This is a genomic window from Novosphingobium sp. 550D, assembly GCF_057401885.1.
On record NZ_CM171613.1, the window covers coordinates 3,374,504 to 3,398,563 of the forward strand.

At 60.0% G+C, this 24,060-nt stretch carries 20 protein-coding genes and 3 tRNA genes; 11 read left to right on the forward strand and 12 right to left on the reverse strand.

Going from position 1 to position 24,060, the window contains the following annotated elements:
- Window positions 1-7: 7 nt before the first annotated feature.
- Window positions 8-841 carry an ABC transporter ATP-binding protein gene (locus tag AC2S2E_RS15900; RefSeq protein ID WP_486523044.1) on the reverse strand — a complete coding sequence of 278 codons (834 nt, stop codon included), beginning with the start codon at window positions 839-841 and terminating at the stop codon, window positions 8-10.
- Entirely contained in the window at window positions 838-1,950 is a 1,113-nt protein-coding gene (locus AC2S2E_RS15905; protein WP_476105690.1) for an ABC transporter permease, read from the reverse strand. The genes AC2S2E_RS15900 and AC2S2E_RS15905 overlap by 4 nt, the downstream gene beginning before the upstream one ends.
- 114 nt (window positions 1,951-2,064) lie before the next feature.
- On the opposite strand from AC2S2E_RS15905, the gene AC2S2E_RS15910 reads away from it, so the two are divergent.
- The 3 genes from AC2S2E_RS15910 to AC2S2E_RS15920 are packed head-to-tail and all read left to right on the forward strand — an operon-like array spanning window position 2,065 to window position 7,069.
- Window positions 2,065-4,908 (forward strand): valine--tRNA ligase, encoded by a 2,844-nt coding sequence (locus AC2S2E_RS15910; RefSeq protein WP_486523045.1) that lies wholly within the window; start codon window positions 2,065-2,067, stop codon window positions 4,906-4,908.
- On the forward strand, window positions 4,908-5,648 hold the full coding sequence (locus AC2S2E_RS15915) for a 7-carboxy-7-deazaguanine synthase QueE (RefSeq protein WP_486523046.1): 741 nt from the start codon (window positions 4,908-4,910) through the stop codon (window positions 5,646-5,648). The genes AC2S2E_RS15910 and AC2S2E_RS15915 overlap by 1 nt, the downstream gene beginning before the upstream one ends.
- Complete coding sequence (locus AC2S2E_RS15920; RefSeq protein ID WP_486523047.1) at window positions 5,645-7,069, forward strand: MATE family efflux transporter; 1,425 nt, start codon at window positions 5,645-5,647, stop codon at window positions 7,067-7,069. The genes AC2S2E_RS15915 and AC2S2E_RS15920 overlap by 4 nt, the downstream gene beginning before the upstream one ends.
- A gap of 1 nt (window position 7,070) precedes the next feature.
- On the opposite strand, the gene AC2S2E_RS15925 is transcribed toward AC2S2E_RS15920, so the two are convergent.
- The 5 genes from AC2S2E_RS15925 to AC2S2E_RS15945 form a co-directional block, all read right to left on the reverse strand.
- Window positions 7,071-8,756, reverse strand: a complete 1,686-nt coding sequence (locus tag AC2S2E_RS15925) for an ATP-binding protein (RefSeq protein WP_486523048.1) — start codon at window positions 8,754-8,756, stop codon at window positions 7,071-7,073.
- A gap of 92 nt (window positions 8,757-8,848) precedes the next feature.
- On the reverse strand, window positions 8,849-9,601 hold the full coding sequence (locus AC2S2E_RS15930; RefSeq protein ID WP_476105698.1) for a TIGR02186 family protein: 753 nt from the start codon (window positions 9,599-9,601) through the stop codon (window positions 8,849-8,851).
- On the reverse strand, window positions 9,598-10,509 hold the full coding sequence (locus AC2S2E_RS15935; RefSeq protein WP_476105700.1) for a sulfite exporter TauE/SafE family protein: 912 nt from the start codon (window positions 10,507-10,509) through the stop codon (window positions 9,598-9,600). The genes AC2S2E_RS15930 and AC2S2E_RS15935 overlap by 4 nt, the downstream gene beginning before the upstream one ends.
- Window positions 10,510-10,579: 70 nt before the next feature.
- Window positions 10,580-11,509 (reverse strand): hypothetical protein, encoded by a 930-nt coding sequence (locus tag AC2S2E_RS15940; protein WP_486523049.1) that lies wholly within the window; start codon window positions 11,507-11,509, stop codon window positions 10,580-10,582.
- 338 nt (window positions 11,510-11,847) lie between these two features.
- The gene (locus AC2S2E_RS15945; RefSeq protein ID WP_476105703.1) at window positions 11,848-13,296 is read right to left on the reverse strand and encodes a glycosyl transferase family protein; all 1,449 of its coding nucleotides are present in this window, start codon (window positions 13,294-13,296) and stop codon (window positions 11,848-11,850) included.
- Window positions 13,297-13,384: 88 nt separating this feature from the next.
- Here AC2S2E_RS15945 and nhaA point away from each other — a divergent pair, with 88 nt between their 5' ends.
- Complete coding sequence (gene nhaA / locus AC2S2E_RS15950) at window positions 13,385-14,560, forward strand: Na+/H+ antiporter NhaA (RefSeq protein WP_486523050.1); 1,176 nt, start codon at window positions 13,385-13,387, stop codon at window positions 14,558-14,560.
- A gap of 21 nt (window positions 14,561-14,581) precedes the next feature.
- Here nhaA and AC2S2E_RS15955 read toward each other — a convergent pair whose 3' ends face one another.
- Entirely contained in the window at window positions 14,582-15,010 is a 429-nt protein-coding gene (locus AC2S2E_RS15955; protein ID WP_476105706.1) for a VOC family protein, read from the reverse strand.
- Between the two features lie 192 nt (window positions 15,011-15,202).
- Between AC2S2E_RS15955 and AC2S2E_RS15960 the strand changes: the two genes are divergently transcribed.
- Both AC2S2E_RS15960 and AC2S2E_RS15965 read left to right on the forward strand, forming a co-directional pair.
- A complete protein-coding gene (locus AC2S2E_RS15960) occupies window positions 15,203-16,012 on the forward strand; it encodes a metallophosphoesterase family protein (RefSeq protein WP_486523051.1) in 810 nt (269 codons plus the stop codon).
- An 89-nt stretch (window positions 16,013-16,101) separates the two neighbouring features.
- Window positions 16,102-16,509 carry a hypothetical protein gene (locus AC2S2E_RS15965; RefSeq protein ID WP_486523052.1) on the forward strand — a complete coding sequence of 136 codons (408 nt, stop codon included), beginning with the start codon at window positions 16,102-16,104 and terminating at the stop codon, window positions 16,507-16,509.
- 3 nt (window positions 16,510-16,512) lie between these two features.
- Here AC2S2E_RS15965 and AC2S2E_RS15970 read toward each other — a convergent pair whose 3' ends face one another.
- Window positions 16,513-17,118, reverse strand: a complete 606-nt coding sequence (locus AC2S2E_RS15970) for an LON peptidase substrate-binding domain-containing protein (protein WP_476105710.1) — start codon at window positions 17,116-17,118, stop codon at window positions 16,513-16,515.
- Window positions 17,119-17,121: 3 nt separating this feature from the next.
- Window positions 17,122-18,030, reverse strand: coding sequence for a tetratricopeptide repeat protein (locus AC2S2E_RS15975; RefSeq protein WP_486523053.1), 909 nt, complete (start codon window positions 18,028-18,030; stop codon window positions 17,122-17,124).
- Window positions 18,031-18,279: 249 nt separating this feature from the next.
- Here AC2S2E_RS15975 and AC2S2E_RS15980 point away from each other — a divergent pair.
- The 3 genes from AC2S2E_RS15980 to AC2S2E_RS15990 all read left to right on the forward strand — a co-directional run bounded on the left by AC2S2E_RS15980 (window position 18,280) and on the right by AC2S2E_RS15990 (window position 18,579).
- Window positions 18,280-18,354 (forward strand) — tRNA-Gly (locus tag AC2S2E_RS15980).
- Window positions 18,355-18,392: 38 nt separating this feature from the next.
- A tRNA-Gly gene (locus AC2S2E_RS15985) sits at window positions 18,393-18,467 on the forward strand.
- Window positions 18,468-18,504: 37 nt separating this feature from the next.
- Window positions 18,505-18,579: transfer RNA gene (locus AC2S2E_RS15990), tRNA-Gly, on the forward strand.
- Between the two features lie 237 nt (window positions 18,580-18,816).
- Here AC2S2E_RS15990 and fghA read toward each other — a convergent pair.
- The gene (fghA, locus tag AC2S2E_RS15995; protein ID WP_476107281.1) at window positions 18,817-19,656 is read right to left on the reverse strand and encodes an S-formylglutathione hydrolase; all 840 of its coding nucleotides are present in this window, start codon (window positions 19,654-19,656) and stop codon (window positions 18,817-18,819) included.
- Between the two features lie 277 nt (window positions 19,657-19,933).
- Between fghA and AC2S2E_RS16000 the strand changes: the two genes are divergently transcribed.
- The gene (locus AC2S2E_RS16000; protein WP_486523054.1) at window positions 19,934-22,285 is read left to right on the forward strand and encodes an autotransporter outer membrane beta-barrel domain-containing protein; all 2,352 of its coding nucleotides are present in this window, start codon (window positions 19,934-19,936) and stop codon (window positions 22,283-22,285) included.
- Between the two features lie 149 nt (window positions 22,286-22,434).
- On the forward strand, window positions 22,435-23,235 hold the full coding sequence (locus tag AC2S2E_RS16005) for a GNAT family N-acetyltransferase (RefSeq protein ID WP_476107285.1): 801 nt from the start codon (window positions 22,435-22,437) through the stop codon (window positions 23,233-23,235).
- Here AC2S2E_RS16005 and AC2S2E_RS16010 read toward each other — a convergent pair.
- Window positions 23,212-23,985, reverse strand: a complete 774-nt coding sequence (locus AC2S2E_RS16010) for a lysophospholipid acyltransferase family protein (protein WP_486523055.1) — start codon at window positions 23,983-23,985, stop codon at window positions 23,212-23,214. The genes AC2S2E_RS16005 and AC2S2E_RS16010 overlap by 24 nt on opposite strands.
- Window positions 23,986-24,060: the final 75 nt, after the last annotated feature.

Genomic DNA, 24,060 nt, shown 5'->3' on the forward strand with positions numbered 1-24,060 from the left:
CGCTCTTCTATGCCTTTGCCGGATTGGGGCTGTCTAGCCCAAGGTCTTTGGTCGCTTCACCCTCGCGCGAAATCAGCGCAGAGCGGCCACGCGGCCCGCCAAAATATTCGTGAATCCAGGGATGATCGCTGGCCATCAATTCGGGGATCGTGCCCACCGCAATGACCTTTTTATCCGCCAGCACCGCCACGCGGTCGCAAATTTCATGCAACGTATCAAGGTCATGGGTGATGAGAAACACCGTCAACCCCAGCGTTTCATGCAATTCACGCGTCAGATTATCGAAAGCCGCCGCCCCAATCGGGTCCAACCCCGCCGTCGGTTCGTCCAGAAACAGCAGTTCCGGGTCCAGCGCCAAAGCGCGGGCCAGACCTGCTCGCTTTTTCATGCCCCCCGACAATTCGGACGGGTATTTGGCCGCCGCATCATCGGGCAATCCCGTCAGGCTGATCTTATACCGCGCGATTTCGTGGCGCAGTTCAGGATCCATGTCGGGATAGAATTCTTTGAGCGGCACCTCGACATTTTCCGCCACGGTCAGCGTGGAAAACAGCGCCCCGCCCTGAAACAAAACGCCCCATCGGCTGCGAATATCGGCTTGGCCCGGCTCATGCGGCGTGCCCATTTCATGGCCCAGAACCTCGATCCGGCCGTGGTTAGGCGTCTGCAACCCGATGATCGAACGCATCATCACCGATTTGCCGGTGCCCGATCCGCCCACCACGCCGATGATTTCCCCCCGGCGCACATCAAGGCTGAGATCCTGATGGACCGCATGGTCGCCAAAACGGTTTTCCAGACCCTCGATACGGATCGCGAAATCGGAAACGGCCCCGGTCATATCCAGCCCACTTCCGAAAAGAACACGGCAAAGAAAGCGTCGATCACGATCACGGCAAAGATCGCCTGCACCACCGCCTGCGTGGTGCGCAGGCCGACTTCCTCGCTGCTGCCCCTGACCTGCATGCCCTGATAGCAGCCTGTCATCGCAATGATCAGGCCAAAGACCGGCCCCTTGATCATGCCCACCCACAGGTCGATCAACGGCACGACCTCCTGAATGCGGGACAGGAAGTTAAAGAACGGAATGTCGAGGGTAAACGCGCTGATCGTTGCGCCGCCGATGATCGCCACCAAGGCCGAATAAAGCCCCAGCAAAGGCATCATCAATACCGCCGCCAACACGCGCGGCACCACCAACGCCTCCATCGGCGAAACGCCGATCGTGCGCATGGCGTCAATTTCCTCGGTCAGCTTCATTGTGCCAAGCTGCGCGGCAAAGGCGCTGCCGGAACGGCCCGCGACCATGATCGCGGTCATCAGCACGCCCAGTTCGCGCAGCGAAATACGCCCCGTCAGGTTCACCGTGTAAATCTCGGCGCCAAATTGCTGAAGCTGGACCGCGCCCTGCTGTGCGATCACAACGCCGACAAGGAAGCTCATCAGGCCGACAATCGCCAAAGCGTCAATGCCCACCAATTCGGTTTGCCGCACCAGCGCGGTCCAGCGCATCCGCGAAGGATGGCGGATCACATGCCCCAATGCCGAAACCAGCGCGCCCAGAAAGGCCAGAATGGATCCCGTGCCACGCCACAGGCCGATCATCACCACGCCCACCGTCTCGACGATTCGCACCAAGGGCGGCGCGCGCGGCGGCGCGATGGGGGCATCCCCGCTGCAACATTTGACCGCGTTGATCAAACGCTCGGCCTTTTCGGTGCTGCCCGTCACATCGGCATGGGCATCACGGGCAAGGCGCCAAACCAGCCACGCCCCCGCCGTATCCAGTTCGGACACAGCCGATATATCCAAATGGCTGAATTCGGGCTTTTCCCGGCGCAGAGCGTGGTCAATCTTGCCCACACTGGCAATCGTCAACACGCCTGACAGGGTCAGAGTGGACGTGCCATCGGCATCCGTGGCCAACAGGAATTCGCAATCGGGTGCCATGAATTCAACCTTGTGGGCGAAAAACTCGCCCCCTGCAAGGGGGCTTTACGGCACCAAGTCTTGCGAAAGGGGGGCCATGCTGGCAAAGGCCGCTGCCAAATAGCTGGATATGACATGACCGACGAAACCGCCAACATGCTCGACAAGACCTTTGACCCCGCCGGGATCGAAGCGAAATGGTATGGCCATTGGGAAGCGAACAATCTGTTCCGCCCGGAGCGCCCCGATGCGGCGCCCTATACTATTGTGAACCCGCCGCCCAACGTGACAGGTTCGCTGCATATCGGCCACGCGCTGGACAACACGCTTCAGGACATCGTTATCCGTTACGAGCGCCTGCGCGGCAAGGATGCGCTGTGGGTCGTGGGCACCGACCATGCCGGCATCGCCACGCAAATGGTGGTCGAGCGCCAGATGGAGGCCAAGGGCGACAAGCGCACCAATTACACGCGTGAAGGCTTCATCGAAAAGGTCTGGGAATGGAAGGCCGAGAGCGGCGGCACCATCACCGGCCAGTTGCGCCGTCTGGGCTGCTCGATGGACTGGTCGCGCGAGCAGTTCACGATGGACCCGCATTTCACCAAGGCGGTGGTGAAGGTCTTTGTCGATCTCTATAATCAGGGGCTGATCTATCGCGACAAGCGTCTGGTCAATTGGGACCCCAAGCTGAAAACCGCGATTTCTGATCTTGAGGTGGAAACCCGCGAGGTCAAGGGCGGCTTCTGGCATTTCAAATATCCGCTGGCCGATGGCGTCACCCGCGATGACGGGCTGGATTATATCGAGGTCGCCACCACGCGCCCCGAAACCATGCTGGCCGACATGTGCGTCGCGGTGAACCCCGAAGACGAGCGTTACAAAAGCGTGATCGGCAAGGAAATCCTCCAGCCCATCACCGGCCGCCGTTTCAAAATCGTGGCCGACGAACACGCCGATCCCGAACTGGGCAGCGGCGCGGTCAAGATCACGCCGGGCCATGACTTCAACGACTTTGAAGTGGGCAAGCGCGCCGGGATCGCGGCCAATGACATGCTCAACATGTTCGACGCCGATGCCAATGTGGTGCAGACCGCCGACGGACTGGTCCCTGCGCAATACCTTGGCGTGGAGCGTTTCGAGGCCCGCCGCATGGTGGTCGAGCAGATGAAGGCTCTGGGCTTCCTCATTCCCCATGTCACCAAGGACAAGGAAGGCAACGAGGTCGAGCACGACGCCGAACCGCGCACCATCCAAACGCCGTTTGGCGACCGCGGCGGCGTTGTGATCGAACCCTGGCTGACCGATCAGTGGTATGTGAATGCGGCGGTTCTGGCGCAAAAGCCGATCGAGGCGGTGCGTTCGGGCGCCATCGAAATCGTACCCAAGAGCTGGGAAAAGACCTTCTTCAACTGGATGGAAAACATCCAGCCGTGGTGCGTGTCGCGCCAGCTTTGGTGGGGCCATCGGATTCCGGCGTGGTATGGGCCTGATTTGGACTATGCTGAAAATTTCGCGACCCCCGGTTTCACTCGCGGCAACCGACCTGTCTATCGGCCATTCGTCGCACAGACGGACGAAGAAGCATTAGCTCTTGCAAAGTCATATTATGGCGATGGGGTAGACGTGTCTTTGCCGCATGAAGGTGAAGGTGAATATCTCTATAGCAATGAAAATGGCCGACTTACCTCGGTAACGCTGACCCGCGATTCCGACGTCCTCGACACGTGGTTCTCCTCCGCGCTCTGGCCCTTCGCTACGCTGGGCTGGCCAGATGAAGACGCGCCGCTGCTGAAAAAGCATTACCCCAACGACCTGCTCGTTTCCGGCTTTGACATCCTGTTCTTCTGGGATGCGCGCATGGCGATGCAGGGTATGCACTTCATGAAGGAAGTGCCTTGGAAGAAGCTCTATCTGCACGGCCTGGTTCGCGCCGCCGATGGCGCGAAAATGTCCAAGTCCAAGGGCAATGTGGTCGACCCGCTGGGCCTGATCGACAAATATGGCGCGGACGCTTTGCGCTTCTTCATGGCGGCGATGGAATCGCAGGGCCGCGATGTGAAGATGGATGAAAAGCGCGTCGAGGGTTATCGCAACTTTGCCACAAAGCTCTGGAACGCGGCGCGTTTCTGTCAGTCGAACGGCATTGTCGGGTCCACCTCGATCGCCGCGCCCAAGGCCACCAGCGCGGTCAACAAATGGATCATCGGCGAAGTCGTCGAAACCGTCGCCGCTCTGGACAAGGCGATGGAAGACCTGCGTTTCGACGCAGCGGCCCATGCGATTTATCGCTTCGTCTATGACGGTTTCTGCGACTGGTACATCGAACTGATCAAGGGTTCGTTCGACGAGGAAACCAAGGCGGTGGCCGGTTGGGTGCTGGATCAAATTCTGGTCATGCTTCACCCCTTCATGCCCTTTGTCACCGAAGAACTGTGGAGTAAACTGGGCACGCGTGAAAACGAGTTGATCGTGGCGGCATGGCCCGCCCCGCAGGCCGAAGTGGACGCCGAGGCCAAGCGTGAGGTCGAATGGCTGATCGCGCTGATCGGCAATCTGCGCGCCGCCAAGGTGGAACTGGGTCTTGCGCCGGGTTCGCGCCTGACGGCCTATCTGCCCGAACCGAGCGAGGCTACGCGCGGCATCATCACCCGCAATCCGGTGGCGATTGACCGTCTGGCGCGTCTGGATGCGATCCACTTTGCCCCGGCCCCTGCGGGTGCGGCGATGCAGGTGGGCGCGGGCGATGCCAATATCCTCGTCCCGCTCGAAGGGTTGATCGACGTGGCGGCGGAAAAGGCGCGTCTGGCCAAGGCTTTGGCCGCGTCCGAAAAGGAGCGCGATTCGCTCGACAAGCGCCTGTCGAACCCGGCCTTTGTCGAAAAGGCCAAGCCCGAGGCCATCGACAAGGCCCGCGCCGACCACGCCCATCACAGCGCCGAGGCCACCCGCCTTGCCGCCGCGCTGGCACGGTTGGGGTAATGCTCAGCTTAGCAACGATCACTCCGGGCAAACCGGAAATCTTTGCAGCCTTGCAAGGTGAAGGGGCGTCCATCGGGCGCCCCTCTGTCTTCCTGCGCCTGTCGCGCTGCAATCTGGCGTGCCAATGGTGCGACACGGCCTATACTTGGCGTTTTGAAGGCGACAACCGGCCCCATAAGGACGGGATCGCCTTTGACCGCCGCGACAATCAACTGTCCCTGCCCGAGGCCGAAGTCGCGGCGCTGATTCACAGCTTTGGCCAAAACCGACTCGTCATCACCGGCGGCGAGCCTTTGCTTCAGGCCCCGGCCCTTGTACGGATGATCGATCATCTGTCGACGCTGGGCCAATATCATGTCGAGATCGAAACCAATGGCTCGGTTGTGCCCTCGGAATCGCTCGCCGCGCTGGTGCATCAGTACAATGTCAGCCCCAAGCTGAGCCATTCCGGCAACCCGCGCGATCTGGCCATCCGCCCCGAGGCTTTGCGCTTTTTTGCCCAATATCCCAAAGCCTTCTTCAAATTCGTGGTGGCCCGCCCGGATGATGTCGAAGAAGTCGCCGCATTGGCCGCCGAACACGCCCTGCCCGCCGACCGCATCTTCCTGATGCCAGAGGGGCGCGACCCGGATACCCTTCGCGGACGAATGGTATGGCTTGCTGATCAATGTCTGATGCGCGGCTATGCGATGACAGACCGCTTGCATATTCACCTTTCTGGCGACACCAGAGGCACATGAGTGAGATTGTAACCGAAGCGCCCGCAACAGAAACCCGCCCTCACGGCCATAGTGCCCCCATGCGCGGAGACCTGACGCAGGGGCCGATTTTGAAAACATTGCTGATGTTTTCGATCCCGACGCTTTTGTCCAATCTGCTGCAAACGCTCAACGGTACGATCAATTCGATCTGGGTCGGGCGGCTGATCGGTGAAAGCGCGCTGGCCGCGACGGCCAATGTGAACATCATCATGTTCCTGTTGATGGCCACAGTGTTCGGTTTCGGCATGGCGACGACCGTGCGCGTGGGCCAGTATTTCGGAGCCCGCAACATGGATGCGGCGCGCATTACGTTTGGTTCCGGCACTGGCTTTTGCGTCGCGCTTTCGGTGCTGATCGGCCTGATCGGTTCGGTGTTGGCGCCCAAGCTCCTGCATCTCATGGCCACGCCAGAGGCAAGCCGGATCGAGGCCTTGGATTATCTGCGCGTGGTGTTCATCACCATGCCGTTCGGGTCGCTTTCCATCATGCTGTCGATGGGGATGCGCGGGGTTGGCGATGCCAAGGTGCCGCTGTTTGCCATGATCCTGACGGTGATTATCGACATCACGATGAATCCGTTGTTGATCCGCGGGTTTGGCCCGATCCCGGCGATGGGCATTGCCGGTTCGGCATGGTCAACGGCGGCGGCCAATTTCGCGGGCGCGGCGTTGATGCTGGGGTGGATCTATCTGCGCGATCTGCCGTTGCGCCTGCGCGGGGCCGAATGGGCCTATCTGCGCCCGCGTGGGGAGGAATTGCGCTTCATCATCGCCAAGGGCCTGCCCATGGGCGCGCAGATGCTGCTGGTGTCGTCTGCCGGTTTGGTGATGGTGGGCTTGGTCAACCGCGAAGGCGTGGCGACGGCGGCGGCCTATGGCGCCTCGATGCAATTGTGGAACTATCTGCAAATGCCCGCCTTTGCCATTGCCAGCGCGGTTTCGGCCATGGTGGCGCAAAATGTCGGGGCGGGACTGCACAAGCGCGTCAGCAAGATCACGATGCGCGGGTTGATCGTGAATGAAAGCGTGACGGTGACGCTGGCCGTGCTGATCGTGATTTTCGATGCGCCGCTTCTGGAAATGTTCCTTGTTCCGGGCAGCCCCTCGATCCCGATTGCCCAGCATATGCAGCCGATCGTGTCGGTATCCTTCGTTTTGTTCGGCATCATGATGATCCTGACCGGCACGATACGGGCCTATGGCGCGGTGATCATCCCGCTCGTCATCATGTTTGTGGCGATGTATCCGGCGCGCGTGGGCTTTTACTTCGCGGCGTTCCCCTATCTCGGCGCCGAAGCGCTGTGGTACGCCTATCCGTTCAGCGCCGTGGTGGCGGTGGTGATGACCAGCACGATCTATCTGCGCGGCAACTGGCGCAAGATTACGCCAAAGAAGGGCTGATTTAACGCCCTTGGGTGCGCCAGCGCTGGACGGTGCGGCGCACCATGTCGTGATCATCGCCCCCTTCGCGCCACAACCGGCTGAAGGATGGGTCGGACGAGGCGGGCCGCTTGACCTCCTCCAGATCGTCAAAGGCGACGCGCATCGGGATCGCCACGCCTTCGCCGCAGATGATGCATTCGCGGTTGCGCAAGGCCGGGATGGAATCCAGAAAACCGCGCGCGCCTTCTGGCATGGCCGCACGGACAAAGGCCTGATCACGCTCATTGTTCAAACGCATGGCGATAATCGTGCCGCACTGGCTTAACACGCCTTCGGCAAGGTCGGAGGGGCGCTGTGTTACCAACCCCAGCGAGACGCCATATTTGCGCCCTTCCTTGGCAATGCGCGACAGGATGCGCCCTACCGATGACCCATCGGCGTTCTTTTCATTGGGCACATAGCGATGCGCCTCTTCACAGACCAGCAGGATAGGCCGCGTCTCTTCCTCACGCGCCCAGATCGAAAAGTCGAAAACAAGCCGTGAGAGCAAAGCCACCACAGTCGAGGTCACTTCCGACGGCACACCCGACACATCGATAATCGCAATCGGCTGTCCACCGGCAGGCAGGCGGAACATGCGCGAGAGCACATCGACCATCGTGTCGCCCACCAGCATGCCCGAAAACAGGAAGTTGAATCGCGGATCGCCCCGCAATTCCTCAAGCCTTGTTTTAAGTCGAATATAGGGCGCGGTCGTTGTGGATTTCTCCAGCTTGCCCATTTCCTGATGCAGGATCGCCTGAAGATCGCTGATCAGATAGGGCACTGGCGAATCCACCGTAATCCGCCCGCCCAAAGCTTCGGCCAGACGGTTTTTCTGGCGCGCCGCCAACAGGCATTTGCCGAGAATCTCAGCATCCATCTGCCGGTTCTCGCCCTTGCTGGAGAGGAGGATTTCGCAATGCTCCTCAAAATTCATCAGCCAATAGGGCAATTGCAGGTTCGATACGTCAAGGATCAGCCCGGTATGGCGAAACGCGCTGGCATATTCGCCATGCGGGTCGATCATCAGAATGTGGCCATGGGGCGATGCCTCGCAAATCCGGTGCAGGATCAAGGCCAGCGCGGTGGACTTGCCCGTGCCGGTTGAACCCAAAAGCGCGAAGTGCTTGCCCAGCAATGGGTCCACATACAGGCTGGCGTTGATATCGCGGGTGGGATGCACGCGGCCGATGGCGACGCTGGCGCGGCCATCGCCGGAATAGATGCGCCGCAAATCCGCCGTCGCCGCTGGATAGACCAAGGCGCCCGGCAAGGGATATTGCGTCACCCCGCGCTGAAAACTGGTCAATGCGCCAGAGGCTGGATCAACCTTCCCCTCACCCAGAAAATCGACGCTGGCCACGATGCCTTCATCGCCGCGCCGCCCTTGTTTCTGGTCGCGCACGCTGGCCAAAAGACAGATATTGCCGGTGATGATACGAATCTGGCTGCCGACAAGGCCCGATTGAGCGACCGAGGGGTCAGCATCCGATGCACATTCGCCCAACCGCTGCAAATCCAAGGCGATCAGACCGCCGGACCCTGAAATTTCCAGAACAACGCCAATGGGCTGTGTCGCATTTGCCGGCGCGGAAACAGCACCGCCCAGATCGCTCTGATCTGTACGACGCACGTGATAGACATGATTGGCCATGTCATTCATGCCCATCGCGCCTTTGTCGAGATGCGAACCCCTGTCATTGTGCTTCGAAAATGGGGGCAATAGGTTAATATTAAGCTTAGTTTTTGCCTTTTTCAAATCAAGGCAAACAGGCGCCCGGCCATCCATCCCATCGCCACCGAGACAGCCACCGCCAGCAGCCCGTAAACCAGCGATTCTTTTTGCGAGAAATCGGCAACCGCTTTTTCAAACCCTTCCTTGCCCACCTCCACCCGCGCGGTGGCGGAGGCCACCACCCGCCCCTTGCGCACGGCAAAGGTTTCGGCCGTGTAGGTGCCGGGCTGAAGGCTGGAAGGCAGGTTGATACGTGCGGAATAAAGCACCTGACCATTGATGGTCACGCCATGATCATCCTGATGAAACAGGCCCTGCCGCTGCATCAGATCCACCAAGCCCTTGGCAAAATGGGTTTCGCGGGCCGGATCAATACTGTCGCTGGGCGAAAGTTGCAGCGAATCGAGGCCCAGTTGGTAAATAGCCGCCGTGCGCGGATCGGTAATCTCGCGGATCGGACGATTGGCCACCACGGCATAGAAACTGGGCACCGAACGAAGCGTTGTATATTCGGCGTTGACCCACATGCCGGCTACCTTTTGCTTTTCCCGCAAAACCATCTGGCGCGCCGGCCCTTCCAGAACGACAACGACGTCATAGTCCCGCGCCGCGCTGGCCCCGTCGGGCGACATGATCGCCCCGAACAAGAGCAATTGCGCCCCGGTAAAACCTTGGCGCAATTCGATCCGGTGCTGCGAAATGTCGGTGACCAACACCGGCTCGCTGGCCCCGGTCAGCAGGAAGAAGGCAAGAAGGGCAAGCAGACGCTTCACAGCAGGCTCACCGTAAAAATCTCATCAGGCCGCCATGTCAGGCCCAGCGCCATGCGCGCCGCCACGGCCAGTACGATGGCAGCCAGAGCGAGGCGCAGCTTAACAGGGCTGGCCGTAGTGGCAAAACGCGCGCCCAGTTGCGCCCCCGACACCGATCCGATCAGCAAGAGCGCCGCCAGCACGATATCCACCGCCCGCGTGGTCAACGCATGCATCATCGTGGTCGCCATCGTGACGAACAGGATCTGGAACAGGCTGGTTCCGACCACGACCTGTGCACTCATGCCCAAAATATACAGCATGGCCGGGACAAGGACAAAGCCCCCGCCAATCCCCATCAGCATGGTCAGAATGCCGGTGAACACGCCCAGCAACAGCGGTGCCAGCGGCGAAATATAAAGACCCGACCGATAAAACCGCCAACGCCCCGGCAATCGCGCCACCATCGGGTGATGCCTGCGGCTGCGCACCGGGCGCGAACCTTCGGCCCCTGCGCGCAAGGTCTGGATGCTTTCACGCGCCATCATCGCGCCAATCCCGCCCAGCATCGAGACATAGAGCAAGTTGATGACCGTATCGATCTGTCCCAGCGCCTGAAGCAGGCTGAACAACAAGGCGCCGATGCCGGTGCCCAAAATGCCCCCTGCGACCAGCACACCTCCCATCCGGTAATCCACACCGCCGCGTTTGTGATGGGCCAACATGCCCGAAACGCTGGCCCCGGTAACCTGGCTGGCCGCAGAGGCGGCAGCGACCGTGGGCGGGATGCCGTAAAAGATCAGCAAAGGCGTGGTCAAAAACCCACCCCCCACGCCGAAAATGCCCGAAAGCATACCCGTCAGCAGCCCAAGCCCGACAATAATCAGACCGTTGACCGAAAGATTGGCAATGGGAAGATAGACATCCATGGCAGACCCACGCTAGCGCCAGTTTGCCAAAGGGGAAAGCCCCGCCCGCACCCAAGTCCGCACAGGCGCGTCAAAAACCTGCGGACAGCGTCACGGCGGGGCCGGAACTGGGCATGGCATTACCCTTTACCCGCAAGCGATAATCGATGGCCAAACGCCCGCCCACCCGGCCGCTGCTTATTCCCACCCGCAATGTCGGCCCGACATCCAGACGATTGGCGCCATCCTGCGCCCCGCCCCATGCGCCAACGCCCAATCGGACCTGTGCGCCATCGGGCCGGTTGACGACATGTTCGACCCGGATCTGTCCATCGATAAAGGGCGTGGCGGCCAGACCGCCAACGTAACCGGCCTGAACATAGGTTTCCGCTTCGACCTTTCCGCCCAAGGCAACCGGTGGCATTTCCGTCACCAGACTGACCGAGGGGCGCAAATGTGTCTGGCCGGACTGGAACTGGCTGGCCCGCATTTCGGCCATGGCAATGATCGGAACCGACGGCACCGGGCGCAGCGAAAGGCCCGCCGCGACCTCCTTCTCACCCGTCCCATTCAGCGCACCATAGGCGCGTGTATAGGCCGTCAGCTTGAATGGCGAGCCCGGCACCAAACGGTATCGCAGAACGGCGCCGATCTGATTGGCGCCATAGGTCGGGCCATAGGGCGCCCCGCCACTTGACAGTGCGTTGCTGGCGCCACCCTGACGCATCAACAACCAGCCGTCGCCCGACCACCGGGGCGCCAATAAGGTTTGGCGCTGTCCTAATGCCAGCAAGTCTTGCGTGCGTGGCGGCACCATGGCTGCATCTTTCGACACCGGCCCGCCATTGGCCGAAAGACGCAAAACGGAGGGAGGCCGTTTGACGACCGAGGGGTCTTTTTTCGCCTCATTGCGCTCAGGTGGCGTATCAAACGGCAATGGCAATTGGGCCATGACGGCCAGATAGAGCATTTGCTGGGCGGCGGCCCCTCTTACTCTTGCCGAAGATGTGACCTCGGTCATGGGGTCAATCAGATCCAATGCCTGTGGTTCCGGCAAGGGCACCTGCGGCAAAGCCATAGGCAACGGCGATGGGGCCGGATGCCATGGCACATCGGCAATCGGGGTCGCATGACCAATCAACGACGTATTTTGTGCATTCTGCCATCGCTTGAGGCTGATACGGGGCCTGATCGGGGCTTTAACGCTTGGCTTGCTGTCATGAATGGCCAGCGACAAATGCTGCCAGGTAAGCGTACGCACGCCCATCCAGACCATCAGTACGGAAAGGAAAATGACAAGCGGCTGCCCACGCTTTCTGGGTTGCGCAAGGCGGCCGTGCAAATCGGCAAATTCGGGCATCAGGCAACCTGCTCAACAGGGCCCTTGGCCGCTTGGATAGTGGAAGCCAGAGCGGGATGGACAACATGTTCCGTCTTGTCCCAAACGACCTTTGCCCCGGCAAGGCTGCGGCAATAGGCCAGCACCGCACGGCGCGCGGCCAATATCATCACAATATTGGCAACAGGCAGGCGCAGAGGCGCAAGCAATCCCTGTTTCCACCCGTATTCGCGCCCGGTAAACACGGCCCGCATAAAGGACCGCCAAAAGAGGCCGAGAGCGCAAATTTGCATACAGTAGCGCATCGCATCCGAAGCAGGCGGCAATTGCGGCATTTCCCGGCCATACCACAGTCGCAATATTGTAAGCGTCCCTTCGAGCACGACCAGCAAGTATGCGACAAACAGCACCAGTGCGATCAGCGGGCCGCGACGATCGCGGATCGACATCCAGATATCGACAAAGCGGCCATTCCAACCCAGCCTGTCCCAGCCCTGAAGGCTGATGCCATGCATCCAGCGCGTCTTTTGTCGGACCGAGGTCAGCACGGTGTTTGGGAAATAGGACCGCGTGCCGATAAGGTTGCCATCGGCATCCCGGCATCGCAAAAAGCAACTGCGCCCGCCCAATTGCGGGATCAGCATACCCAACTCGTAATCCTCGGTCAGGCAATCGGCAGCAAATGGTCCTTCGACACCCTCAAGAACCCTTATTTCACCGATAGTTTCAATGATGTCGCGGGCAAATCCGCAACTGACACCTGCGGCGGGCAGGCCCGCACCCAAGGCATCACGTACCGGAAGCATTCGAGTATGGGATTCGGTAAATTCATCACAATAATGGCCCGCCACCCAATGCGGGCCTGCGGGAAACTCTGGTCGAACCGGCAACTGGACAAATTCCACATCGCAGAGCGCGCGGTCGATCAATTTCAATTCCAGGGGATGGACCATATCCTCGCTGTCGTGCAGCACGATGCCCTTGAAACGGAAGCCCAACCGCTGTTCGTCCGCACACATCGCGCGATAAACGCGATTAAGACAATCCGCCTTGGTCGTCGGGCCGAATTTATCGTGAATAACGATACGCAACCGCGGATCCGTTCCGGCCACGGCCGTGATCGCCGAAACGGTGGCCGGATCATTGGCATAACAACCGACATACAGCGTGTAGTCGGATTCGCGCCAATTATGCAGCATGTTGGCAACGGTTGTGCCGATCACGTCAGCCTCGCGCCAACAGGCGACAAAGATCGCTATGCGTCCATCCAGACGCCCATTCGAAATGGTGCGAGGCAAATGCGGCGTACCGTTCCCCGGACGAAGGCGAAGGCAAAACCAGATGACATCGATTGCCAACTCGTCCACCATGCCGATCACGAACCAGAAAAGCGCGAAAAGCAGCAACTCCCGTTCGATCAACAACAACCATTCGACCAAAGTCCAGCCACCCCATGCGGCATAGGACATCAAAGAGACAACCCCCGTTGGCACTATATGTAAATACTTAGTTAGATTCTCTAATCCACGCAATGTCATTTCTTAAGGCAGAACTTGCTTGAAGTTTATTTTCAGTCAAATTTGGAAATTTGTACAAAATATTTCCAGGCAGCAAGAAATTGCGGCGGGCATCCTGCTGGCCTTTGCGGCCATTTCCGCTATCTCCATAAGTAACTCGCCATTTTCAGAACATTGGATGAGATTTTTGAATCAGCCACGGCTGGGTGATTTTTTTCCGCATATTCACTCCATCCGTGATCTGATTGCCGATGGACTGATGGTTATATTCTTTTTTACCGTAGGCCTTGAAGTTAAAAGGGAAATTTTAATCGGCAACCTGGCCCATGCCCAGGAACGCAGGCTGCCTGTGCTGGCCGCAACCGCAGGTATGGCCGTGCCTGCGGTTGTCTATTTGCTCATTTCCCAAGGCCATGCCGATCTGCAACGTGGCTGGGCGATTCCCTCGGCCACGGACATTGCCTTTGCCATGGGGGTTATCGCACTGCTGGGGCGCTGCGTTCCTCGCTCGCTGCGGCTGTTTCTGTTGACTGTTGCGGTTGTCGACGATCTGGGCGCGGTAATTGTGATTGCGCTGGCCTATACCGCGCATGTTGACCTGATGTGGCTCGGCATCAGTTTTGCGGTTCTGGCGGCGGGTTTTGCGCTCAATCGGCTGGGTTGTACTAAGGTCTGGCCCTATCTGATCATGGCCTGCGTCTTGTGGTGGTGCGTGTTGCACTCTGGCGTTCATGCAACCGTAGCGGGCGTTCTGGCCGCGCTGACCGTGCCCATTGCGCTTGATCAACGGCATGACAGCCCCCTGCTCCGCCTTGAACATGCCCTGACCCCGTGGAGCGGCTTTTTCATTGTGCCGCTGTTTGGCCTCGTCAATGCGGGCGTCAGGATAGACGCGGGATTGCTGGGGGCGGACCTGACATTGCCTTTGGCCATTGGCGCCGGTTTGGTATTGGGCAAACCGATTGGTGTCTTTGGGGCAATCTGGCTTGCCGAAAGCTTGGGGATCGCGCGCAGGCCCGATGGCGTCAGCTGGCTTCAGGCTCTGGGCGCGGGGCATCTTGCCGGCATTGGCTTTACCATGAGCATGTTTATCAGCTCGCTGGCTTTTGCCCCCGATCCCATGCGCGAAAATGCCATACGGATGGGCATTCTGGCCGGATCGATTGTTTCAGGATTGATCGGCGGCGCTCTATTGAAACTGGGGCGACAGGATTGACCCCTGCCGCCCCCGAATCCTTTACCATGTGCCAGTATTGCCCATGCTGGCCCAAGGCTCTTGAGGCGGCAGCTTTCCGTTCTGAAGCAATTCGATGCTGATGCCGTCCGGCGTTTTGACAAAGGCCATGTGACCATCGCGCGGCGGGCGATTGATAATCACTCCGGCATCGGCCAACGTCTGGCACGTGGCGTAAATATCCTCGACCTGAAACGCCAAATGGCCAAAATTGCGCCCGCCGGTATAGGTTTCCGCGCTGCCATCCTCGGCGGGCCAGTTATAGGTCAGCTCAACCTCGTAATCCTGTCCGGGACAGGCCAGATAGATAAGGGTGAAGCGCCCCTGCTCGCTGGAAAAGCGGCGGGTTTCCTGCAACCCCAGCAAATTGAAGATCGCAATGGTTGCATCCGGATCGGTCACACGGATCATCGTGTGCAAAAATTTGGTCACGGCTCAAAACTCCAATAATCGCCAATCACATGCCGATCCGACCATGCCGGTCGGATAACCCGTTGGGCAAGACGTAAATTCCGCCCCGGCCCAAGATGATGGATCGGCTGCCACGCCCTCTTGATAAACTTGACCCTTACCTGCGTCACCCTTAATGCCCTGAGTTTCACAAAATATGAGGCGAACAAGACTATGCTAGGTGCGTTGCGCAAGTTGTTCGGCGGCCCCGCCTCGACCAACACGTCGCGTATTCCAGATGGTCAGCGCGTCTTTGCCATCGGCGACATTCACGGTCGGCTCGACCTGTTCGAAGCGCTGATGAGCGCCATCGAAGCCGAAGACGAAAAACGCGGCCCCGCCGATACAACGATCATTCTGTTGGGCGATCTGATCGATCGTGGCCCGGCCAGCCTTGGGGTCCTTTCCTTGGCGCGGCAATGGCAAAGCGAACGCCGCGCGGCCAACAAGGCCATGCACATCCTGATGGGCAACCATGAAGAGATGCTGCTGGATTCGCTCGAACGGCTTGAGGTTCTTCGCCATTTTGTCCAGCATGGCGGGCGCGAAACCATTCTCAGCTTTGGCGTGGACGAGAAGACCTATGCCGCCGCATCATGGGAAGAACTGCATGCGCTGCTCAATCAGGTCGTATCGGATGAATGGGTCAACTTCATCAAAAGCTTTGAAAAGAGCATTCTGATCGGCGACTATGCCTTTGTTCACGCAGGCATTCGCCCCGGCATCCCGCTGAACGAGCAATCCGTTTCCGACCTGCGCTGGATCCGCGAACCATTTCTGTCGAGCGAGCAGTCTCATGGCTGCACGGTGGTTCATGGCCACACGATCATCCCGGCGCCGGAATTTCGTCGAAACCGGATCGGGATCGACACGGGCGCCTATCAATCGGGCCAATTGACTGCGATCCTGCTGGAGGGTGCCGAGCGAGCGCTGATTTCCACAACAGTCGAGGACGGCAAAATCGGCATTTCTTATTCAGGTTGATGTGTTCCGCGCACAAAAAGGCGCGTCAGACTTGCTTGGGCAGACGTCTCTGACCAAACGTTCAACGCCATGATGATGGAGAGGCCGCCATGGGATTTGCTCTGCGCAAGGTTCAACGCCTGCGGATTTATTGCCCGGTTGCCGCGTCCACTTTGTCGCGCCTGATGGCCGGGGAATCGATCGAGGATGATCCGGCGTTGAGTGCGATGCTGGCCATTGTGCGGGGTGACAATCCGCTTGGCGATTTCGGCCTCTATCGCGGCGTGGTTGAATTACATCCCGGTTGGGAAAGTTTCGAACCGACCGCCGGCGCAACGCCGACATTGGGCGCAGCTGGCGCGCGCAGTCTCTCGCCCACTGTTATCCTGACGATCCATATTCCCGATGATGCGCCGCAGCAGGCAGTCGATCAAACGCTGGAGGCCATCATCGCCGCGCACCCGTGGGAAGTGCCCGTGATCGAGCTGGATGAAACCCGCCTGTTGATTCGGGCCTGATTTCTACTGAAGCGTGGCGGCGCCATCGTCACCATCGCGGCGACCGTAAAATTGCATCAATTGCACCAGCAATTCACAGCGCATCGCCAGATCGGGGCTTTCCAGCAGCGCCTGCTTTGACGCGGCATCAAAAGGCGCGATCTGGGCCACACCATTGATCAGCGATTGATCGTCCAATCGCGTCACCTGCTCCCAATCGACCGCATAGCCTTGCGCATCGGCAAAGTGGCGCGCCTCACGTTCGAACATGGCGCGCTCGACCGCGCTGATCGATTGATGTTCGGGGTCGGGCAACAATTCGGCCTCGACCTGGCGGAAAGGCGTCACAACCGTCATTTCGCGCAGGATGCGAAAACGCGCCTCGCCCACCAGCACAATGTTGAACCGCCCATCGGGCAGCGCCTCGACCTCCTGAATATGCCCCAGCGTCCCCACATCATAGAGCGGGGCGCCCTCCTCCGGTCTTTGCGGTTGGATCATGCCGATTCGCCGATCCCGAGCCAGCGCATCGGACACCATGGCCCGATAGCGCGGCTCAAAGATATGCAGCGGCAGGCTGAGCCCCGGATAGAGCATCGCCCCCGAAAGAGGAAAGATCGAGACCCGCATCAATCAACCGAACAGGATGGTGGAGAGCTTGCGACGCTGGGCCGAAACCCAGGGATCCTCAAGACCGATGGCCTCAAAAATCTGAAGCAATTTGGTGCGCGACGCGCCCTCGTTCCACGTCCGGTCCGCCGCGATCAGACGCAGCAGTGTGGCCGCCGCAGCATCGCGATCACCGGCGGCAAAGGCCGCGCTGGCATAATCAAAGCCTGCCTGATGGTCATCGGGCGCAGCTTCAGCCGCCGCCTTCAAACCGGCCAGTTCGCCATCCTCAGGCGCATCCTTGGCCAGTTCGAGCGCCGCCTTGGCCCGCTCCACCGCCGGATCGCCCGCGATGGCCGGATCGAGCGAGGCCAGAACGCCCTCGGCTTCCTCCACCTGTCCGCCCAGCACCAGCGCGCGAATCAACCCGCCATGGGCCGCTGCGCTGTCAGGCGCGATTTCGGCGATCTGGGCAAAGATATTGACGGCGCGTTCGCCATCGCCTGCTTCCAGCGCCTCCTCACCCATGGCCAGCAGCGGTTCGAGGTCGGGCTTGGGGTCACCCGCGGGCTGGATCGGCAATTGCTTGAGCAACTGGTCCAGCATCGCCTTCAACTGCGATTCGCCGCGCGCATTGGTCAGGTCGGCAATCGGCTGTCCCTGAAAGATCGCATAGACGGTCGGGATCGAGCGGACTTGAAACTGGCTGGCGATAAAGCCTTCCTCGTCCACATTGACCTTGGCCAGAACGACGCCCTTGTCGGCATATTCGGCCGCGACCTTTTCCAGCACCGGGGTCAGCGCCTTGCAAGGCCCGCACCATTCGGCCCAGAAATCGAGAATCACCAATTGCGTCATCGAAGGCTCGACCACCGCCTTGCGGAAGCGATCAACGGCTTTCTGTTCTTCGATGCTCAGGCCAAGACTTGCCACCGGGGTACTCCATATTCGTGATGCGCCCGACCGGACGCCTTGGCCCCTATGTGGACCTTTCGCGTCATTTGTGAAGGGATAAAGCGCTTTTCTCACCATAGCAGAGGTGATGGCGGGCCGACTAATTTTCAATTTTCCGCCATGAAAATGAAAAGATGCAAAGATTGTGCTTGGCAAGGTGAAAGAGCGTCGTTAAAGGGCCGCCTCACCCCGCAACGGAGCGCCCCGCTCCATTGCCGAAACGCCAGAGCGGGCGTAGCTCAGGGGTAGAGCACAACCTTGCCAAGGTTGGGGTCGAGGGTTCGAATCCCTTCGCCCGCTCCAAGTTTCACCCGGTCATGCGTCCGCATGGCCAAGCCCGAGCGGGCGTAGCTCAGGGGTAGAGCACAACCTTGCCAAGGTTGGGGTCGAGGGTTCGAATCCCTTCGCCCGCTCCAGTTTTTTAAGGTGCTGCCATTTGGCGCACCCGCCCGAGCGGGCGTAGCTCAGGGGTAGAGCACAACCTTGCCAAGGTTGGGGTCGAGGGTTCGAATCCCTTCGCCCGCTCCAGTTTTCACGACAACGATGCGATTGCAGGCCTAGTCACGGCCTGCGCCGAGGCGAACCCTCTGAAATCTTTGATGCGCTGCGCCGCAAGCGGCTCCGCTGAATGGTTCGAATCCCTTCGCCCGCTCCCGCCTTTTCGACAACAATGCGATTGCAGGCCCAGTCACGGCCGGCGAAATCCGTGCCCCCTTTCACAACATGTTGAGGCGGCGCAGCAAGGCCCGCGCCGCCTCACGCCGATCAGGCCTTCAACCTCTGCGCATGCCATGCGACATGCTCGGCCATAAATGTCGAGATGAAGTAATAGGAATGGTCATAGCCCGGCTGCGTCCGGATCGTTACAGGCTGACCAGCCTTCTCACAGGCATCGACCAGCAACGCCGTCTTGAGCTGCCCCTCAAGGAAGCCATCAGCCTCTCCCTGATCTACCAAAAGGTCGGGCAATCGCGCGCCGTCCTCGATCAAGGCAACCGCGTCATACGCGCGCCACGCCGCCCGATCATCGCCCAGATAGCCCCCCAGCGCCTTTTCACCCCAAGGGCATGACAGCGGCGAAACGATCGGGGCGAAGGCCGACACCGAGCGAAACCGCTCAGGATTGCGCAACGCGATGGTCAGCGCGCCATGGCCACCCATCGAATGGCCTGTGATGCCCTGACGCCCCAAATCGACCGGGAAATTCTCGGCCAAAAACGCGGGCAATTCGCTCTCGATATAAGAGCGCATGCGGAAATGCCTGGCCCAAGGCTCCTGCGTTGCGTCGACATAGAATCCAGCGCCTTTGCCAAAGTCATAGGCTTCGTCATCGGCCACATCGTCACCACGCGGCGACGTGTCGGGCGCCACAAATATCACGCCCGCCTCGGCGCAGGCCCGGCGGAATTCGCCCTTTTCCGTCACATTGGCATGGGTACAGGTCAGGCCGGACAAATACCAAAGGACCGGCAATCGCTGGCCCGGCTCATGGTCAGGCACAAAGACGGAAAAGACCATGCGCGTGCCGGTTTGCGACGAATCATGGGCATACACACCCTGCGTTCCGCCGAAACTGCGGTTGGTACTGATGGTTTCCAGCGTCATGTCATGCCTCTTCCTGCTCCATGGCCACCCCGTTAGCACTAAGGGGGAAATGCCAGCATCCCTGTCAAACAAGGAATCTTACTTCGTATAATCGGGCATACTGTACTGTTCGCTGCTTATTCAAGGGGAACAGGTGCTCCGTTCATCTTATTCCCCCTTGCCTTTGGCCGCTATTCCCTGCACCTCCCGCAACATCTCATTCATCCGGCGTTCACTGCGCGAGCGCCACTCGCCCCATTTGGGGTAGACATTCGAAAGACGAAGGACAGACACGGACATGGCCCGGTCGATTAACTTGCTCAGCCGCACCACCCGCGCGCGCCGTTTCGCGCCCATTGCCCTTGCGTCCACCGCGTTGATGACGCCCGGTGTCGCCTGGGCCGATTGCACGGCCAGCGGAACCACTGTTACCTGCTCGGGCACCTCGGCCGCCTATACGAACACGGCCTCGGGCGTGAATGTCTCTGTCACATCGGGATCGAGCGTTACCGCTCCGCTGGTGATCGGCTCGTCCGGCACGCTGGCCAACGCCGGTACGGTGACCAACACGGGCGCCGTCTATGGCGTTCAATATGGTGACAACGCCACGATCACCAACAATGGCACGATCACCTCGACCAGCAGCACTTCAGGCGCAGGTGCGATCAGTGTGGGTGCGAATTCGACCGTCACCAACAATGCTGCGCTGACCGCCAGTGCAGGCACGCCGGCGGTCAACTTTGGCGTCAACGGCACCTTTATCAACAACAGTTCGGCAACGGCCGCGGTCACGGGCAACATTGTCTATGGCACCAACACCGGGACCAACCGCGCCTATTTCTATAATTACAACACGACCTATGGATTTACCGGCGCCGTCACCGCCAGCGGCAACATCACGGCCGTGAATAATGGCATTTTCACCGGTACGTTCAGCCAATCGCCCGTTTCATCGACAAGCGGCACGTCCAACTCCGTGTCCTTTACCAATGGATCGACCGGCACATACACCGGTGCCTTCATCACGGGTGATACAACCACGCTGTCCAACGCCGGCACGATGTACCTCTATTCGGGCAGCAGCGTCGGTTATTACTATACGACCGGCGGCACCTCTTCGCTGACCAACAACAACACGACGGTCAACACCGACGGGTCGATCACCAACAGCCAGTTGTGGATCGGCACCGCATCGGCACCTGCCAAGGTCACCGTCTATGGCAATTACATTCAGGGCGCCAACGGCACGCTGAACATCGCGGTCACCCCCGCAGGCAGCGCGACGACGACGGCCGGCACCACCTACAGCCAACTTTACACCACCGGCACGGCGTCGCTGAACGGCACGCTTAATCTGAACGTCACGGCGGGTTTCTATCCCACCGGCACGGTGTTCAGCGTGATCCACGCCGATGGTGGAATGAGCGGCGATTTCTCGACGATCACGGTCAACAATGGCACCAACCTGCTGTTCACGACCTTTACCAAGGTCGGCGCCGTAACCAGCACCAGCGGCACCGATTATCAATTCGTCGCCAACCACAATTCCTATGCCACGGTCATGGCCGCCAATGGCGCCAACGCCAACCAGATCGCCGTTTCCAAGGGGCTGGACAAGCTGCTGGTGACGGCCACGGCCAACACCGGTTCGGACGCCGCCGCGCTGCTGGGCACGGTGGACATTCTGAACGCTTCGGATGCCAAGCTGTTTCTCGACCAGATTTCGCCCGAAGGCTATTTGGCCTATGCGACGGCTCTGCGCGATCAGGCCAACATTTTCCATCGCACCATCGACATGCGCATGAAGGATCAGAACAGCGATCACCCTGAAGACGGCTGGTGGCTGACGCCTTCGATGCAGGGCAGCTTCTCGTCGACGGCATCGACCGTTGGTGGTTATCGCACCCGTGACCAGCTGACCGCGATTGCGGCCGGTTATGACTTCTCTGGCCCCAACCATGTCTATGGCCTTGCGGTCAGCCTGTCGTGGGACAAGCTGCATTATGCGCCCAAAAGCCTTAGCGGTACGAACCGTGACTATGCCGTTGCGGCCTATGTCGGCAAGAATTTCGGCCCGTTGCACCTGACCGGTATTGCCAGCTATCACATGGGCAAGCTGAGCACGACCAAGGCGATCACGATCGGCGCCTCGACCCGTTCGGCCTCGGCATCGGCGGGCGAAGATCTGTTCAAGGCCACCGCCAAGGCTGGTTTTGAGCTGAAGGCCGGTGGTCTGGCGATCGAACCCTTCGTCGGCATTGACTTCAACAAGGGCAAGATCAAGAGCTTCACCGAAACCGGTGCTGGCGCGGCCAACCTGACCGTCAACAGCATCAGCGCGGATCGTACCGAACTGCTGGCTGGTGTATCGCTCACTCGTGCCAAGGGCATGTTCCGTCCCTATGCGTCGGCCACCTATCGTTCGCGGATGTCGGGCGCGGGCAACACCGTGACGGCGCTGATGAACGCACAGGCTGATACCCAGTTCACTGTGACCGGCTTGGCCCAGGGCAAGAGCCAGGTTGATGCCAATGCCGGCGTCAACATCGTGTTCGACGACGCCGGTGCTTTGTTCATCGGCTATCAGGGCACCTATCGCACCGATTACATGGCGCATGGTGTCAATCTGGGCATCCGCCTCGAATTCTGATCTTTTGATCTGAATTGAAATTCGTGAAAGGGCGGCGCGTCGGTGCCGCCCTTTTTCGTTGGCCGCGCCCATGCGCCTGTCACACAAGCATCACGCAATCGCCATGAGCATGTCACCTCCACCGCCTATTCAGAGCGGAAGGAGACGCCATGACCGCCCAGATGTTGCCGAGCCGCCGACTGACTGTTCGCCTTGCCCGTGATGGTGACGACCTTCATGCGGTCCAGCATTTGCGGTGGCGTGTGTTTTTTGAAGAGATGGGCGCTGACGCCGATCCGCTTAATGCGGCGCTGCGTTGTGACCGCGATGCCTATGACGCGCTGTGCGACCATCTGCTGGTCATTGACGAGGCGCTGATCGATGCGGGCGCGGCCTCTGCCGATGCGGTGGTGGGCACATACCGCCTGCTGCGCGAAAGCGTGGCGCGGGCGCATTCCGGCTTTTACTCCGGCGGCGAATATGACCTGTCGCGATTGATGGCCCGTGATGGCGATGGCAAGGAATTGCTCGAACTGGGCCGGTCCTGCGTGCTGCCGCAATATCGCACCAGCGCGACGATCTCTATGCTGTGGCGCGGGATTGCCGATTATATCAAGGCCAATCAGATCGGACTGATGTTCGGTTGCGCCAGCTTTCCGGGCACCGACCCCGACCTTTACGCCCCTGCCCTGTCCTATCTCTATCACCACCATCTGGCTGCGCCTGACCAATGCCCGCACGTCCTGCCGGGCAAGGGCGTGTCGATGGAACGCCTGCCGCGCGGTTCCTATGACGAACGCCGCGCCATGTTCCAGCTTCCGCCGCTGGTAAAGGGTTATATGCGGGTGGGTGCGCGGTTTGGTGACGGCGCCTTTATCGACCATGCGTTCAACACGGTCGATGTGTTCGTGGTCATGCCGGTCGACCTCATCGCGGACCGCTATGCCTCACGCTTCAGCGCCGCGGCCTAAGCGCGCGACGATCGAGGCTTCACAGGCGCGGGCCAAAGCCTTGCGGTCCCCCGCCTCGATCGGCTCTTCGAACCAGACTTCCGCCCGGATACGCCCCATGCCCGCCAGGTGCAGTGCATGGGGCAGCAATTCATCATCCCCGATCCAGGCAATGCGGCGCTGATCCTGCGGCGAAAATGCCGTGCCATCGCCATGCGTATAGCGCAGCGTGATCGGCTGCACCCGCGCCGTCCCTTCGCCTATGCCCGGCACCAAAGCGAATAGACTGGAGCGGAAGGGCAGAACGCCGTCGCCCAAACCCGTGGTCCCTTCAGGAAACAACACCAGACCGCGCTCTGCCTCCAAATGGCTGGCGAGTTCGGCGGCCTGCGCGGCGGCCCGCCCGCGCCTCTCACGTTCGACAAAGACGCAGCCATATTCCGTGGTCAAACGCCCGATCACCGGCCAGCCGCGAATGTCGTCCTTGGCCACAAAGGCGGCCCGCGTGACCAGTCCCAGCACCGGAATGTCGGTCCAGCTGATATGATTGGCGACATACAGCGTGCCCGCAGCGGGCATAGGCGCCCCATGCACCACCACCTTGATCCCAAAGCTTCGCAACAGCAGGCGCCATGCCATCACCGCCAGACCACGCCGCGCACCCCAATGGGCCGGCATCGCCAGCCACGGCAAAGCCAAAACCAGAAACAGCGTCACGCCAACCGCCATCCGCATATAGCCCGGCCAACGCGCCACTTTGCCCCAATTCACCCGATACCCCGTTCGAAACTGCGAAATTCCCGCCAAACCCGCCCTCTATGACATTGTGATGACCAATCCCGCAAG

Bases quoted from the DNA above. Each gene is read 5' to 3' on its own strand.
- AC2S2E_RS15900 (WP_486523044.1), bottom strand. From the start codon at position 841: ATGACCGGGGCCGTTTCCGATTTCGCGATCCGTATCGAGGGTCTGGAA.
- AC2S2E_RS15905 (WP_476105690.1), bottom strand. From the start codon at position 1,950: ATGGCACCCGATTGCGAATTCCTGTTGGCCACGGATGCCGATGGCACG.
- AC2S2E_RS15910 (WP_486523045.1), top strand. From the start codon at position 2,065: ATGACCGACGAAACCGCCAACATGCTCGACAAGACCTTTGACCCCGCC.
- AC2S2E_RS15915 (WP_486523046.1), top strand. From the start codon at position 4,908: ATGCTCAGCTTAGCAACGATCACTCCGGGCAAACCGGAAATCTTTGCA.
- AC2S2E_RS15920 (WP_486523047.1), top strand. From the start codon at position 5,645: ATGAGTGAGATTGTAACCGAAGCGCCCGCAACAGAAACCCGCCCTCAC.
- AC2S2E_RS15925 (WP_486523048.1), bottom strand. From the start codon at position 8,756: ATGAATGACATGGCCAATCATGTCTATCACGTGCGTCGTACAGATCAG.
- AC2S2E_RS15935 (WP_476105700.1), bottom strand. From the start codon at position 10,509: ATGGATGTCTATCTTCCCATTGCCAATCTTTCGGTCAACGGTCTGATT.
- AC2S2E_RS15940 (WP_486523049.1), bottom strand. From the start codon at position 11,509: ATGACCGAGGTCACATCTTCGGCAAGAGTAAGAGGGGCCGCCGCCCAG.
- AC2S2E_RS15945 (WP_476105703.1), bottom strand. From the start codon at position 13,296: ATGTCCTATGCCGCATGGGGTGGCTGGACTTTGGTCGAATGGTTGTTG.
- AC2S2E_RS15960 (WP_486523051.1), top strand. From the start codon at position 15,203: ATGCTAGGTGCGTTGCGCAAGTTGTTCGGCGGCCCCGCCTCGACCAAC.
- AC2S2E_RS15965 (WP_486523052.1), top strand. From the start codon at position 16,102: ATGGGATTTGCTCTGCGCAAGGTTCAACGCCTGCGGATTTATTGCCCG.
- AC2S2E_RS15970 (WP_476105710.1), bottom strand. From the start codon at position 17,118: ATGCGGGTCTCGATCTTTCCTCTTTCGGGGGCGATGCTCTATCCGGGG.
- fghA (WP_476107281.1), bottom strand. From the start codon at position 19,656: ATGACGCTGGAAACCATCAGTACCAACCGCAGTTTCGGCGGAACGCAG.
- AC2S2E_RS16000 (WP_486523054.1), top strand. From the start codon at position 19,934: ATGGCCCGGTCGATTAACTTGCTCAGCCGCACCACCCGCGCGCGCCGT.
- AC2S2E_RS16005 (WP_476107285.1), top strand. From the start codon at position 22,435: ATGACCGCCCAGATGTTGCCGAGCCGCCGACTGACTGTTCGCCTTGCC.